Raw genomic sequence first — 14,532 nt, 5'->3', positions numbered from 1 at the left:
GTCACTCCTTCGGCGGGGCGGTCGGCAGCCAGCGGCGGTGGACGGGCGGGGCGGGTTCGCTCAGCAGGTGCAGCCGGGGGGCGACCCGGTCGGCGCCGGGGCCCGGCGGTCTGCGGCGGCCGGCCAGCCAGGGTTCGGGCCAGTGGGCGCCGGGGCCGGTGTAGTCCTGGTCGGCCGCGGCGTGCAGGGTCCAGAACGGGTCGTGCAGCTGGGCCCGGCCGATCGCGACCAGATCGGCACGGCCGGCCAGCAGGACGGAGTTGGCGTCGTCGTGGCCGGAGATCGCGCCGACCGCGACGGTCGGCAGGCCGGTGGAGGTGCGGATCAGCTCGGCGAAGGGCGTCTGGTAGCCGCGCCCGTACGGCGGCCGCTGGTGCGCCACCACCTCGCCGGCGGAGACGTCCACCGCGTCCGCCCCGGCCTCGGCGAGGGCCTGGCAGATCGCCACCGCCGCGGTCTCGGTGGTGCCGCCGGGCGCCCAGTCGGCGGCCGAGATCCGCACCAGCAGCGGCCGCCCGGCGGGCCAGACTGCGCGCACGGCGGCCAGTACCTCCAGCGGGAACAGCAGTCGGTGGGCGAGCGGGCCGCCGTAGTGGTCGGTGCGGCGGTTGGTGAGCGGAGAGAGGAAGGAGGAGAGCAGGTGCCCGTGGCCGAACTGCAGCTCCAGCACGTCGAAACCGGCCCGGGCGGCGCGCTCCGCGGAGGCGGCGAAGTCGGCGGCCACGGCAGCCAGTTGGACTTGGTTGGCCTCGTGCGGGGTCGGGCTACCGGGGCCCCAGGGCAGGGGCGAGGGGGCGAGCAGCGGCCAGCCCTCGGTGAGCGGGCGGCCGATGCCGTCCGGTCCGGGCGCGGCGGTGGCGCCCCGGCGGCCGGCGTGGGTGAGCTGGATGCCGACCGGGGTGTCGCTCACCGCTCGCACCGAGTCCAGGAGATCGGTCCAGGCGGCCTCCTGGCCGTCGGTCCACAGCCCGGGGCAGCGGTCGGTGGCCCGGCCCTCGGGGCTGACGGCCGTCATCCCGGCGATCACCAGCCCGGCGCCGCCGAGCGCGTGGGCGGTCAGCTGGGCCCGGTCGAAGGCACTGGGCAGTGCGTCGGGCGAGGTGAAGGTGGCGAGCGGCGGGACGACGATCCGGTTGCGCAGCTCCAGGGCGCCCAGCTTCAGCGGGCGGAACATCGGAGGCGCCCCGGACGAGCCGCCGACGGCGGTCTCCACGGCGGCCGTGAACTCCGGGTCGCGGGCGCGCAGACCACCGTAGGTGACCCGACGGCTGCGGGTGAGGAGGTTGAAGGCGAACTGGTCGACGCCCAGGCCGGTACGGCGGCCGACCGTCTCGAACCACTCCAGGCTGGCCTGGGCGGCCCGCTGGGTGGACTCCACCACCGGTCGCCGCTCGGCCTCGTAGGCCGCCAAGGCGGCGTCCAGGGCGGGCTGTTCACTCAGTCCGGCGGCCAGGGCGAGGGCGTCCTCCAGGGCCAGCTTGGTGCCCGAACCGATCGAGAAGTGTGCGGAGTGCGCGGCGTCGCCGAGCAGGACGAGGTTGCGGTGGCGCCAACTGGCGTTGCGCACCGTGGTGAAGCGGATCCACCGGGAGGCGTTGGGGATCAGCCGGTGGCCGTCCAGGTGCCCGGCGAGCAGCTCCGCGCAGCGCCGCACGCTCGCGGTGTCGCTCTCGCCACGTGCCAACTCGCGTGCGGCGAGGGCCTCGAAGCCCGCGCGGCGCCAGGCGTCCTCGGCGATCTCGACGATGAAGGTCGAGCGGGTGGCGCTGTACGGGTAGGCGTGCACCTGGAGGGTGCCGAAGTCGAGCTCCTCGACGATGAAGGTGAAGGCCTCGAAGACCCGGTCGGTGGCGAGCCAGATGTAGCGGCAGTTCCGCTCGTCCAGCTCGGTGCGGAAGGCGTCCGGGTGAGCTGTCCGGGTGCCGGAGTGGATGCCGTCGGCGGCCACCACCAGGTCGTACTCGGCGGTGAGCCGGTCGACCGGCGGGGCGGGCGTGCGGTAGCGCACGTCCACCGCCAGTTCGGCGCAGCGCTGTTGCAGGACGGCGCGCAGCCGGTTGCGGTCGAGGGCGGCGAAACCGTGCCCGCCGCTGGTGCGGACCTGGCCGGCGTAGCGGATGTCGATGTCGCTCCAGCGGGCGAACTCGGCGCTGATCGCGGCGAAGACCTTCGGGTCGGCCCGGGCGATGCCGTCCAGGGTCTCGTCGGAGAACACCACGCCGAATCCGAACTCGTGCTCCCGGGCGTCGCGTTCGTAGACGGTGATCTCCCGCTCGGTGGCCAACTGCTTGGCCAGGGCGGCGAAGTAGAGCCCGCCCGGACCGGCGCCGATCACCGCGATCCGCTGCGGTCCGGGGAATGCGCGGGGTAGCGCCGTCATGCGACCACCTCCGGCTGCTGGGGGCCGGCCTCCGCGAGTGCCCGGCGGACCGGTGCGGGCCAGGGCTCGGCCCCCTTGGCCTGCGGCGCGGCGTGCACCACCGACATCCGGCCGCTGGCGGCCAGACCCGTCGGGCCGTGCACCTCGAAGGCGTAGTGCAGCGAGGAGCCGCCGACCCGGACCACTCGCAGCTCGGTGCGGACCACGTCCCCGAACCAGAGCCGCTCGCGGTAGTCGGCCTCGAAGTGCACCCGGGGGATCCGCCCGAACAGCTCGGCCAGCCCGAGCCGGCGCAGCAGCGCCGCCTCGGCGGCCTCGGCCCAGCGCTGCACGGCGGAGAAGTGGTAGTGCCCGGCGGCGTCGGTGTCCGACCACTCGACCCGGCGCTCGACGGTGATGGCGGCGGGGAGCGGAGCCTGTTGCGCGTCCTGCGGCGTGTTCCGGGTCGCGTTCTGCGACGCGGTGCGGGGCAGGTCCTTGGTCACGTCCTTGGTCACGTCCCGGGTCAGGTCCTTGGTCACGGCGGCCCTTCTGCGCAGCTCGGCGCGGAGCAGCTTGCCGGTCGCGGTGCGCGGCAGCTCGGGGACGAACTCGACGGCACGCGGGTACTTGTACGGCGCGATGGTGCGCTTGACGTGCTCCTGGAGCTCCTTGACCGTCTCCGCGCCGGCCGAAGCGCCCTCGCGCAGCACCACGTACGCCTTGACCACCGTGCCGCGCCGCTCGTCCGGGGCGGCCACCACGGCGCAGTCGGCGACGGCGGGGTGGGCGGCGAGCGCCTGTTCCACCTCGGGGCCGGCGATGTTGTAGCCGGCGGAGACGATCATGTCGTCGTTGCGGGCCTGGTACCAGAAGTAGCCGTCGCGGTCGCGCAGGTAGGTGTCGCCGGTGAGGTTCCAGCCGTTGCGGACGTAGTCGCGCTGGCGCTCGTCGTCCAGGTAGCGGCAGCCGGTCGGGCCCTTCACGGCGAGCAGTCCGGGCTCGCCGTCCGGCACCGGGTTGCCCTGCGCGTCCAGTATCGCCGCCCGGTAGCCGGGGACGGGACGGCCGGTGGAGCCCGGGCGGATGTCGGCGTCGGCGGCCGAGATGAACACGTGCAGCAGCTCGGTGGCGCCGATGCCGTCGATCAGGCGCCGGCCGGTGGCGGTGTGGAAGTCCTTCCAGACGGTGGCGGGCAGCGGCTCGCCGGCCGACACGCAGCGCCGGACGCCTTCCAGCCGGTCGGCCAGCCCGGCGGCCAGGATCGCCCGGTAGGCCGTCGGCGCGGTGAACAGCACGCTCACGCCGTGGCTCCGGGCCTGCTCGGCGAGCTGCTCGGGCGTGGCCTGCTCCAGCAGCAGGCTGGCGGCGCCGGCCCGCAGGGGGAAGACCAGCAGGCCGCCGAGGCCGAAGGTGAAGCCGAGCGGCGGGGTGCCGGCGAAGAGGTCGTCGGGGGTGGGGCGGAGCAGGTGGCGGGAGAAGGTGTCGGCGTTGGCCAGGACGTCCCGGTGGAAGTGCAGGGTGGCCTTGGGGCGGCCGGTGGTGCCGGAGGTGAAGGCGATCAGCGCGACGTCGTCGGCGGCGGTCGGTACGGCGGTGAAGCCGGGGCACTGGTTCGCGGAGCGGGTGGTGAGGTCCTCGGGGCCGGGGCCGCCGAAGGGGAGTATCCGCAGGTCGGGGGCGTGTGCCCGGTCGAGCTCGGCGAGGAAGCGGTGGTCGCACAGGGCGAGGGTGGGGCGGGCGATCCGGACCAGTTCGGTCAGCTCGGCCGCGCGCAGCAGCGGCATGGTGGTGACCGCCACCCCGCCGGCCTTCAGCACGCCGAGCCAACAGGCGGCCAGCCAGGGGGTGTTGGGTCCGCGCAGCAGGACGCGGTTGCCGGGGACCAGCTCCAGTTCCTCGGTGAGCAGGCGGGCGATCCGGTCGGCGTGGTCGCGCAGTTCGCCGTAGCTCCACCGGTCGGTGGGAGTGAGCAGGCAGCGGCGTTCGGGTCCGAGGCGGGCGATGGTGTCGTCGAGCAGGGCGGCCGCGCAGTTCAGACGGTCAGGGTAGGCCAACTCCGGAAGTTCGAAGAGGAGTTCGGGCCACTGCTCGAAGGGCGGGAGATGGTCGCGGCAGAACGTGTCCACATGCGCTGAGGGGGAGAGCTCCATGGGCGGGCACCTCATCGTGCGAGCGGGAGTGAAGCCAGTATGGCGTGCTGGTGACGCCAGTCAAGGGAGCGATACATGCATTCGGGCGACGGGGCGTGCGGTGCGCCAGGGCAAACGGAACACCCCGCGGGCCGGTGCGGCCTGCGGGGCGGGAGGGGTATTCCTGGCGGTTCTGGCGGTTCCTGCGGTTCTGGCGGTTCTGGTACTCGGGGCGGTCGGGGCGGTCGGGGCGGTCGGGGCGCTCGGGGTGCTCAGGGCGCGGTGGCGTGGAAGACGGCGTCCGGGGTGCGGCCCTGTTCGGCCTGCTGGGCGCGCTCGGCGAGCAGTCGGGCGAACGGGGTCAGGCCGGGCAGTGCGACCGTCGCCCCCGGGCCGGAGTAGTGCACGTACAGCAAGACCGAGTCGACCCGCACCAGTGTCTCCGCCGTCGACCCGCCCCGGGTGCGGGCGGCGCTCCGGTCGCCTATCGACGGCACCGTCGCCACGGTGGCGTCGCCCCGGGCGTCGAGCAGGTCGAGCCTGGTGTCGAAGGCCCGTCCGGCCGCTTCGGCGGAGGTGAAGGTGACCACGGTGAACTGCACCGACGGGAGCGGAGTGGTGCTGAACGTCACGGTGGCGTAGGCAAGTTGCTGGTCGCAGGCGCCCGGGAGCAGGCAGGGCACGTCCGGCCCGCTGCTGGCCCCGGAGCGCGGCCCGCTCGCCACCTGCCAGCCGCTCGGCATCGCCGTCAGATCCGGCAGTACGCCCTGCGCCTGCGCGGGGTCTCGGACGGTCCGCGCGGCGTGGGCGAAATCGGGCCCGGTGGGTTGCAGCAGCGGGCGCGAGCCGAGGTGGATCCCGAGTGCGACCAGCGCGGCGATCAGCACCAGGGCCAGGGCGACGACGAGGGCGGTGTTGCTGCGCCGGGCGGCCAGGGCCCGGGCACCGGCGGCGGCCGGGTCGACCCGGAGCTGGACGGTGGACGGATTCCTGGGCTCGACCCGGAGTTGGACGGTGGACCGGTCTTCGGGACCGACCCGCAGGTGAACGGTGGTCGGGTCGGGTTCTGGGTCCGTCCGGAGCTGGACGGTGGTCGGGTCGGCCGGTCCGCCGAGCTCGGTGGTGGTCAGGTACTGTGCGAACCCCGGGTCGGTGGCCAGCAGTTGGGCGACGGCTGCGGTCAGTTCGCCCCGTGCCCGCGGATCGGCCGGGCCCGCCTCGATCGCCGCAAGGGCTCGCGCCCCCTCCGGCATCAGCTGCAGCCGGGCCCGTACCACCTCGGCCACCGCCCGGTCCGGCCCGGCCGTGCCCCGAGTCAGCCGTACCAGCGCCCCCACCACGCGTGGTGCCCGCTCCCGGCCGTCCCCCATGGCAACTCCCCCCGCCGCATGAGTCCTTGACACCAGGCTCCCGGACCGGCGGCCACCGCACACCCCCGCCGAACCGAACGGAGACGCAACTGCAACCGGGTGCGGACGTGACAGAGTCCGGCGGTCACCAGGAGACGCACCGGCCCCACCCGTCACGGGCCGGCCGTGCACTGGGAGACCGGTTCCGCCATCACCGCCACCGGCAGGGCCGGGTTGGCGGCCGCCGCCGCGGTGGTGCGGGGGTCCACGGAGGCCAGGCAGGTGGCCAGGACCGTGGGGAGGCGTTGGGGTGGGCGGCGACGGCGCGCAGGGCCTTGACGGGGGTGGGCGGCGTCGCGACGATCCGGTCGAGCACCGAGCCGGGGGCGTGCGGGTCGCGGCCACGGCGGGGGTCACCACGGACCCGAACGCATTCGAGGAGAGATGAGTGCTACGAGCGCACCACCATGGACTAGACCATTTTCGACATCAACGATTGACAGGGCGGCCGCGGCGAGGTGGAATGCGCCGCCGCCCGGCGGTCTCCGAGCCTTCCCGGGAGCCGTCTTCGGGCAGCTCGAGGTGGGAGGGTGGTGGTGCGCACCACGGACCCGGGCCCGCACGCCAGGACGAACTCCCCTCGATGATCCGAACGGCCGTACGGTAGCGGGCGGTTCAATGCCGCCGATTCCGCCGTCGGGGTCAATTCCCGACGTGGACCTGCCGAAAAGGGAGATGATGTCATGACGCCGTTCGGAGGAGCCATCATGCCCGAACTGTGGCTGCCCGGTGCCGAGGTCCACGACCTCGGCGACCACGCGCCGACCGACCACCAGTACCCGCCGAAGGCCATCGCCCACATCACCTGGGACCGCAACGCCACCGCTGACGCACCGCAGGACTGGTGCTCCTTCGAGGACCTGGTCGGGTACTTCACCGGCGCCGGTGCCGGCGACGCCCCGCACCTGGTCTGGGACCCGTTCAGCGGACGCGCCGCCCAGCTGTTCCCCGCCGACTCCCGCTCGAAGAGCCTGCTCAGCCCCTCCCAGAGCCCGACCCGCACCAACCGGGCCGGGCGGGTGGTGATCCAGATCGAAGCGGTCTTCTTCCCGTACTGCCGCCACCAGGGCACCGTCTACGCGCAGTTGGTCGACACCCCGTGTGCGGGCTGGGACCGGATCCACGCCTGGGTCTCCTCCTGGGGCGTGCCCGACGCGTGGCCGATGGGGCGGCCGACCGACTTCTCCTCGCACCGTGACGAGCACGTGTGGGAGACGAGCGGCGGCTGGTACGCGCACGCCCACGTGCCGTTCAACGACCACACCGACCCCGGGTCCTGGCCCGCCTTCCTCGGCGGCTCCGGCTCCCCGTCCTCCCCGCCGCCGCCCGGGGAGTCCGTCCCGGCCCGGTACCAGGTCACCCTCAACGGCCTGGCGTACGGCTACGGCGCCCAGGGCTACCAGGTCACCACCGTCGGCCGAGCGCTGGTCGCGGGCGGCTTCGGCTCCCACTACCGGTCCGGGCCCGGGCCGACCTGGACCGACGCGGACACCGAGAACTACGCGGACTACCAGGCGAGCCTGGGTTACTCCGGACAGGCCGCGGACGGGGTGCCGGGCGAGGACTCGCTGCGCCGACTGCTCGGCTACCTGCCCGGGCCGCGCACGGTCTCGCTTGCCCACGTCGTCGCGGCGGCGCGCAGCGACCCGGGGGCCGAGCAGGGGCACCGGACGTACGGGGCCGAGGTGGCCATCGTCGAACAGGCGCTGGCGGACGAGGGGTTGCTCGAACAGCGCTGGGTGGACGGCTCGTACGGCAGCCTCACGGTCACGGCGTACGCGGGCTGGCAGCGGCGGTGCGGGTACACGGCGGGGGCCGCGGACGGGATACCGGGGCGGGACTCGCTGCACCGGCTGGGCGCGGCGCAGGGGTTCGATGTGACGGACTGAACCGGGGGGCGGACGGTGCCGGGGCAGGGGAGTTGGGGAGGAGGCCGGGGTACTTCCGGGGGAGTTCGTCGGGCGCGGCGACGCGCGGGCGCGTACTCGCCCGGGAGTATGCGAGGTTACTTCCCCTGGCAGATGACCGGTGAGGGGCGGACGGGAGAGCCTGGGCGCGTCGTCGTGACCCCGGCTTGAAGGAGGTACCCGTGCGCTCGTCCAGCCCGTCCAGCCCGTCCAGCCCGTCCAGCCCGTCCAGCCCGTCCAGCCCGTCCAGCTCGTCCAGCTCGTCCACCGGGGCCGTCACGGCGCCCGGGGCGGCCCCCGGCGCGGGGCGGCGGTCCGCCGGCCGCCGCCTGTCGCCGGGGGCGCGCAAGCGCCTGGTGGCCCTGCACGTCGTCGTCTCGGTGAGCTGGCTGGCGCTGATGCTCTGCCTGCTCACCCTGGCGGTGACGGCCCTGACCACCGACGACGGCGACCGGCTGAGAACGACCTACCGGGCGATGGGCATGCTGGGAGACGCGCTGGTCCTGCCGCTGAGCCTGCTCACCTTCCTGAGCGGGGTGGCGCTGGGGCTCGGCACATCCTGGGGCCTGTTCCGGTACTACTGGGTGAGCACCAAGTTCTGGCTGACGCTCGGGGCGATGGCGGCCTCGGTCTTCGCCCTCACCGCCCGCTTGCACGACGCGGTCCGGGTGGCGGACACGCACCCGACCGGGCCGATCCCGGTCGCGGACCTCGGGTTCGTCCGGTACAACACGGTGATCGTCCCGGCCGTAGCGCTCTCGCTCTACCTGTTCAACGTCATCCTGTCGGTGTACAAGCCCTGGGGCCGCCGCAAGGCCGCGGAGCGGCGCGCGGTCCGAATACCCTCGGCGGGGCGGTGACGGCGCTCCGGGCGCTCCGGGTGCGGTCGGCGGCGCGGGCGCCGGGAATGCCCGTGTGGCAGGCGGGTGTTGTCCACCCACGTGACCACCGCTACGCCCAGGACCAGGCTCTCCGTCCTCGACCGCTCCCGGACCAGGCGGGGCGAGGAGCCGGCGCAGGCGCTGCGGAACACGGTGGCCTTCGCCCGGGAGGCAGAGCGGCTGGGCTATCACCGCTTCTGGGTCTCGGAGCACCATGGTGTGCCCGGGGTGGCCGGATCGGCACCGACGGTGCTCGCCGCGGCGGTCGCGGCGGCCACCTCCCGGATCCGGGTCGGCACCGGCGGGGTGATGCTGCCCAACCACCGTCCCATGGTGGTGGCAGAGCAGTTCGGGGTGCTGGCGGCGCTGTTCCCGGGCCGGATCGACATGGGCCTCGGCCGCTCGGTGGGCTTCACGGACGGCGTCCGGCGGGCGCTGGGGCGGGAGAAGGACGCCGCGGACGACTTCGGCGGCCAGTTGACGGAGCTGCTCGGCTACTTCGACGGCTCGCAGCAGGTCCACCGCGACGTCCACGCCCGCCCGGCCGAGGGCCTGCACGTGCCGGCCTTCGTCCTGGCCACCGGCGCCGGCGCCGACCTCGCTGCGGAGGCCGGGCTGCCGCTGGTCATCGCCGCCGCGCGCGGGGAGGAGCGGATGCTCGCCGCGATCGACGACTACCGCAGCCGCTTCCGCCCCTCGGCACAGGCCGCCGAGCCGTACGTGGTGGTTTCGGGCACGGTCGCGGTGGCCGAGACCGAGGAGCGGGCGCGCGAACTGCTCGTCCCGGAGGCCTGGGCCGGCGCGTACTCCCGCACCCACGGGGAGTTTCCGCCGCTGGCTCCGGCCGCCGAGATCCGGGCACGGGCGATGACCGCACGCGAGCGGGCCGCGTTCGAGCAGTCGCTCAAGGGCCACATCGCGGGCACCCCCGAGCAGGCCGCCGCCGAGCTGGCCGCCCTGGTGGAGCGCAGCGGCGCGGACGAGTTCCTGGTCGCGACCAGCACCTACGACCGCACCGCGCTGCTCGACTCCTACCGGCTGCTCGCCGAGGCCGTCGGCCAGGCTTGGCCGATTTCTGAGCAGGCGTGATGACCTGCTACTGTTCATCACGTCGAGAGGAGATGATCTTCCGAAGCGGGGATCGGATCCTTCGAACATGCGTCAGCGGTGCTACCAGAGCACGTCCCACTTTCAGTGGGAAGAGTCCGTGCGACCCGGGCCTGGCGCTCCACCCGAAGGGGCCCGTTCCGTCCAGCGGAACGGGCCCCTTCGTCATGCCTGCCCGCGGATTCCTGCCCGTCGCAGCTTCCCGCAGCTTCCCGCACCTCCCCGCACCTTCCCGTGCCTGCCCGCGCTTCCCCGCCCCGTCACGGTCGTCCGCTGAGTTGTCGACGGGCCCGTGCCTCTTATCGCATTTTCGGCCTCGAAACCCTGGGCCTCCCGTCGGTATCGGCCAAGGTCCCGCAGCAGGTAGCGGGTGCACGACGCTCCGTAGCGGCGGGCCTGCCAGCGGCTTTGCCCCACCGGCAGGCTTGACGCCCTGTCATACCTTGGCCGGAACTCGCTGAAGATGGTGTGAATATGCCATTGGAATGTTCGTCATACGGAATCCGGCAGTAGCCTTCCGTGTCGAACCTGCCACTGCTGGTGGCGACCCGGCCGGAGCCGCGCTGCGCCCGGCCACCCAGACCCCCTCGAAGGAGCCGGTGTGCCGGGTATCGACGAATGCCTCTCCGGAGCGATGGCGATCGCCGGAGCCCGCTCGGCGAGCCTGGTCGACTGGAGCAGCGGACTCGCCCTCGGCAGCCTAGGCGACAGTCCGGTAGGTGAGCACGAGACCGCGGCCGCCGAGACAACCGACCTGGTGCGCGCAGCCGTTGAGAGCCAGACCTTCACCGTGGCCGAGGACCGGCACTCCCCGCTGGAGGACATCATCGTCACCGCCGGCCGCAGCTACCACCTGATCCGCTTCATCGACACCGCCTTCGACAGCCGGCTCGTCCTGCACCTCTGGCTCGACCGCCAGTCGGGCAACCTCGCCGTCGCCCGCTTCCGGCTCCAGGCCCTCGCCGAGGACCTGGTGCTCGGGTGAGCACCGGGCCCGCACCGACCGCCGCATTCCGGCCACCCGCCCGCGCGGACCACTCGCGAACGGCCCGCCGGGCGACCCCGCGCCGGACCCGCCGGCGGTGGCCCGCATGACCGCCGCCCCGCCCCTGGCGCAACCGGTCGGCCGGGCCGAGCCCGCCGCACCGCGGACCCCCCGGCGAGGCCGTCGCCCTGCTCGCCGCCCGCCGGGCCACCGGTGCCCTGCACGGCCCGCTGGGCGTCCTGCACCTGGTCGACGGCCAGGTGGCCGCCGCCGAGTCCTCCCGCGCGCCCGGCCTGGCCGACCTGCTCACCGGTTGCGGGCGGATCGCCCCCGAGGCGTGGGCCGAGCTCCTGCACCGCCACGGCCCCCAGGGGCGGCTCGCCCAGGTGCTGGTCGAACGGCAGCTGCTCACCCGGGGCGAACTCGAACTCGGCCACCTGGGCACGCTGTTCGACGCCGCCTACTTCGTCCTCGCCGACCCGGCCGGCGGCACCTGGCGGTTCGAGTCCGACGCCCGGCACTGGCTCGGCACGGTGGCGCTGGTCGACCCGGCGCGGTTGGGCCGCGAGGTCGAGCGCCGACGCCGACTCCTCGACGGGATCTGGCCCTGGCCGCAGCTCGACACCGCCCCCGTCCGTCCGGTCGAGCACAGCCGCCGCCCCTCGCACCGCCCGCCCGGCCGACGCCGGCGCGAACTGCTCGACCACGCCGACGGCCGAAGAACCCCGGCGGACCTGGCCCGGCTGCTCGGCCGCTCCGGCTTCGGCGTGACGGCGGACGTGCGCCGCCTGGCCGCCGCCGGTCTGCTCGACGCCCCGCGGCACGCGGCGCCGACCGCCGTACCCCCGGCCACGGCGCCCGGACGACCGGGCGGCGGCCTGCACCGCAGGGTCCCCGGCGCCACCCTCCGCAGCACCCCGGCCCCCGGCTTCTCGGCCCCCGGCACCCCGGACCCAGCCGCTGCGGGCGCCGCCGCCCCCACCGCCCCCACCCGCTCCGATCGACCGCCCACCACGGCAGCGGCCCACCCGCTGACCGTCCCCGACCCGGACATCGCGCTGCTGACCCGGGTCCGAGACCTTCTGGAGGCCCGACTTTGAGCCACTCTCCGCCCGCGACCCCGTCGTACCGGCCATGAGGCGGGCGCTCAAGCAGCGTGTCGGAAGGAGACAACTGATCGCCTTGGAGACCGAGCTGCTCGCCGAACTCCGCGCCGTCAAACGCCGCGTCCCGCACCTCGCGGGCGGCCTGGTGGCCAGCGTGGACGGCCTGCTGGTCGCGCACGACACCCACGGGGCCGAGCCCTCCGGCCTGGCCGCGATGACGGCGGCCTCGCTCTCGCTCGCCCAGCGGCTCGCCGACACCACCGGCCAGGGCGAGTTCCGCGAGTCGGTGGTGCGCGGCGAGCACGGCTACGTCGCCACCTACGCGGCCGGCGGCAGCTGCGTGCTGACCCTGCTGGCGCACCCGGACGTCAACGTCGGCCGGCTCCACCTGGAGGCCCGCCGCTGCGCCCGGCGCATCGCCGAGCTGCTCAACGACGCCCTGACGCCCAAGGACCCGCGCGACCCGGGCTGACCAGCCGCCCGACACCGCCGACCGAACACCCCTGATCGACCCACCGCCAACCAGAACCACCCAACAGGAGCTGAACAGAATGACCGACGCAGCAGGCGCACTCAAGCAGGCCATGACCTCCATCGAGGGCGCCATCGGCGCGGCCCTGGTGGACTACAACAGCGGCATGGCGCTCGCCACCCTCGACGGCCCCGGCGGCCTGGACCTCAACGTGGCGGCGGCCGGGAACACCGACGTGGTGCGCGCCAAGATGCGGACCATGGACATGCTCGGCCTGCAGGACGGCATCGAGGACATCCTGATCACGCTGACCAGCCAGTACCACCTGATCCGTCCGCTCGGCGGCCGCACCGGCAAGGGCCTGTTCCTCTACCTCGCGCTGGACAAGAGCCGCGCCAACCTGGCCATGGCCCGCCACCAGCTCACCAGGGTCGAGGCCGACCTGGAGGTCTGACCGGCACCGGCCCGCGAAGGACTTTGCGGACGAGGCCCCCCGGACGAGGCCCTCGGAAGAAGCCCCGGAAGAAGCCCCGGCGGCGGCTCACGCCCCGCCGGGCTCCGTCCACCGCACCTCCCCGCCCGGCAGCCCCGCACACACCGCCCCCTCCGGGGTCAGCACGCTCCACGGTGCGACCAGCGCGTGCGGCGGTACGGACAGCGCACCGCCCTCCGCGAAGCCCAGCTCCAGGCCGCCGGCCGGGGTGACCCGGGCGGCGCCGACTGTCCGTCCGACCAGCGCCAGCAGGGAGGGGGTCGGCCGGACGGTCAGCGCCGGGAAGAAGTGCTCGACCTCCGACGGCGCGGCGAAGGACGGCGCCGCGAAGCGGAATTCGTGTGCCACCCGTACGGTCACCGGCCCGTCGAGCCGCAGGGCGAGCCCGCCTCCGCCGTTGACCGCCTCGACCCGCCGACCGGTCAGCACCTCAGTGATCGCGTTCTGCATGCCCCCAGTCTTCACCCGCCGGACGGTCCCCAACCGCCTGCCCGCCCACCAGCTCGGCCGGCCCGGCCGACCGCTCCCGGGCGGCCAGCGCGGCCGCCACCCGGTCCCAGGACGGCCCCCGCAGCAGCGCCCGCGCCTCGGTCGGCGCGCAGAGCCGCCACTCCACCAGCTCATGCTCCTGCAGCGCGATCGAGTCGAGCAGTTCCTCCGACACCGTGCCGCCGTCGTACAGGTACACCAGGACGGCGGTGTCCCGGCCGGTGGCCGGATTCGCGCCGGGACCGGCCGCCGCCCCGGGCTGCCAGTCCAGCGCCAGCAGCCGTCCGGGCTCGACCTCCCAGCCAAGCTCCTCGCGGATCTCCCGGCGCGCCGCCGTCCGGGGCGTCTCCCGGTCCGCCTCGACCCCGCCGCCCGGCAGCGTCCAGTACTGCTCGTCCGGATCGGACCACGGCCGCAGTCGTACCAGCAGCACCCTCCCGTCGGCGTCCGTGAACAGGGCCCGCGCCTTCGCCCGGATCCGCGGCCGGGTCGCGTAGTAGGTGTCCCGGTCCATCGGCGGCTCCAGTGGCTCCAGCGGCTCCGGTGGCTCCGGCGGCTGCGCGCCGGTCGGGCCCGTCCCGGTCGCCGCCCCCAGGCCCGGCGCGGCGGCCAGCCCGGTGTACTCGGGCACCGGTCCGTCGGCGGCCAGCTCGTACAGGGTGTGCCCGACCGGCCGGCTGTCCTCCAGCTCCAGCGGCCCGGCCGTGCGCGGCGCCCGCAGACAGGCCGTCACGCGGCGGGACAGCCGGGGCGGCAGGGCGTGCGCCGCCTCCTCCGCCGTCAGCCACACCCACCCGCCGACCTCCGCCGCGTCCGGCCGGATCGCCGCCACCTGCTCCGCCGTCAGCGGCTCACCCCAGTACAGGTACGCCACGATCGGCGGGCGGCTCGGGGAGAGCGCCCAGTCGACACACGCCAAGGGCCCCAGCTGCGGCGTGAACCCCAGCTCCTCGGCGATCTCCCGCGCCGCCGTCTCCCGCGGAGAGCGGTCGGCGGGCTCCCACCCGCCGCCCGGGACCGCCACCGGGTGCTTCCGGTCGTACGGCAGCCGCACCACCATCACCCGCCCCTGCCCGTCCGGGAACAGCACCCCGGCCGCCGCCAGAATCCCCCGTCCCGCCCTGTCCGACGTCTCCACCCCGGCTCCTTCCACCACATCGCTCCCCGGGGACGACACCCCCGCAGACCCGAT

Annotated in this window: 12 protein-coding genes and 1 pseudogene; 7 read left to right on the top strand and 6 right to left on the bottom strand. The window is 74.5% G+C overall.

Annotated elements, in window-relative coordinates; genetic code table 11:
* Position 1: 1 nt before the first annotated feature.
* The 4 genes and pseudogenes from HS99_RS07575 to HS99_RS42345 all read right to left on the bottom strand — a co-directional run bounded on the left by HS99_RS07575 (position 2) and on the right by HS99_RS42345 (position 5,861).
* On the bottom strand, positions 2–2,380 hold the full coding sequence (locus HS99_RS07575) for an oxidoreductase (RefSeq protein ID WP_046385929.1): 2,379 nt from the start codon (positions 2,378–2,380) through the stop codon (positions 2–4).
* Positions 2,377–2,901 (bottom strand): acyl-CoA thioesterase, encoded by a 525-nt coding sequence (locus HS99_RS46385; protein ID WP_232543157.1) that lies wholly within the window; start codon positions 2,899–2,901, stop codon positions 2,377–2,379. Before HS99_RS46385 ends, HS99_RS07575 begins: the two co-directional genes overlap by 4 nt.
* Positions 2,902–4,512: pseudogene (locus HS99_RS07570) on the bottom strand (AMP-binding protein); the annotation flags it as partial.
* A gap of 251 nt (positions 4,513–4,763) precedes the next feature.
* The gene (locus HS99_RS42345; protein ID WP_030554536.1) at positions 4,764–5,861 is read right to left on the bottom strand and encodes a hypothetical protein; all 1,098 of its coding nucleotides are present in this window, start codon (positions 5,859–5,861) and stop codon (positions 4,764–4,766) included.
* 746 nt (positions 5,862–6,607) lie between these two features.
* On the opposite strand from HS99_RS42345, the gene HS99_RS07560 reads away from it, so the two are divergent.
* The 7 genes from HS99_RS07560 (at position 6,608) to HS99_RS07530 (ending at position 12,812) form a co-directional block, all read left to right on the top strand.
* Positions 6,608–7,789, top strand: coding sequence for a peptidoglycan-binding protein (locus HS99_RS07560; protein WP_030287777.1), 1,182 nt, complete (start codon positions 6,608–6,610; stop codon positions 7,787–7,789).
* Positions 7,790–7,989: 200 nt separating this feature from the next.
* Positions 7,990–8,667: a hypothetical protein gene (locus HS99_RS07555; RefSeq protein ID WP_078968653.1), complete on the top strand. Its 678-nt coding sequence runs from the start codon at positions 7,990–7,992 to the stop codon at positions 8,665–8,667.
* 81 nt (positions 8,668–8,748) lie between these two features.
* Positions 8,749–9,777, top strand: coding sequence for an LLM class flavin-dependent oxidoreductase (locus tag HS99_RS07550; RefSeq protein WP_030287773.1), 1,029 nt, complete (start codon positions 8,749–8,751; stop codon positions 9,775–9,777).
* A gap of 619 nt (positions 9,778–10,396) precedes the next feature.
* A complete protein-coding gene (locus HS99_RS07545; protein ID WP_030287771.1) occupies positions 10,397–10,780 on the top strand; it encodes a hypothetical protein in 384 nt (127 codons plus the stop codon).
* A 260-nt stretch (positions 10,781–11,040) separates the two neighbouring features.
* Positions 11,041–11,880 carry a hypothetical protein gene (locus HS99_RS07540; RefSeq protein ID WP_050366408.1) on the top strand — a complete coding sequence of 280 codons (840 nt, stop codon included), beginning with the start codon at positions 11,041–11,043 and terminating at the stop codon, positions 11,878–11,880.
* Between the two features lie 82 nt (positions 11,881–11,962).
* Positions 11,963–12,358, top strand: coding sequence for a roadblock/LC7 domain-containing protein (locus tag HS99_RS07535; RefSeq protein WP_305953101.1), 396 nt, complete (start codon positions 11,963–11,965; stop codon positions 12,356–12,358).
* A gap of 79 nt (positions 12,359–12,437) precedes the next feature.
* Complete coding sequence (locus HS99_RS07530; RefSeq protein WP_030287764.1) at positions 12,438–12,812, top strand: hypothetical protein; 375 nt, start codon at positions 12,438–12,440, stop codon at positions 12,810–12,812.
* 87 nt (positions 12,813–12,899) lie between these two features.
* Here the strand turns inward: HS99_RS07530 and HS99_RS07525 are convergent, their stop codons facing one another.
* Positions 12,900–13,301: a DUF6188 family protein gene (locus tag HS99_RS07525; RefSeq protein WP_030287761.1), complete on the bottom strand. Its 402-nt coding sequence runs from the start codon at positions 13,299–13,301 to the stop codon at positions 12,900–12,902.
* Positions 13,282–14,478: an NUDIX hydrolase gene (locus HS99_RS47680; protein WP_050366406.1), complete on the bottom strand. Its 1,197-nt coding sequence runs from the start codon at positions 14,476–14,478 to the stop codon at positions 13,282–13,284. The genes HS99_RS07525 and HS99_RS47680 overlap by 20 nt, the downstream gene beginning before the upstream one ends.
* Positions 14,479–14,532: the final 54 nt, after the last annotated feature.

This window comes from Kitasatospora aureofaciens (genome assembly GCF_001188955.3).
GTDB lineage: Bacteria > Actinomycetota > Actinomycetes > Streptomycetales > Streptomycetaceae > Kitasatospora > Kitasatospora aureofaciens.
This window is presented reverse-complemented; position numbering and strand designations above follow the sequence as displayed.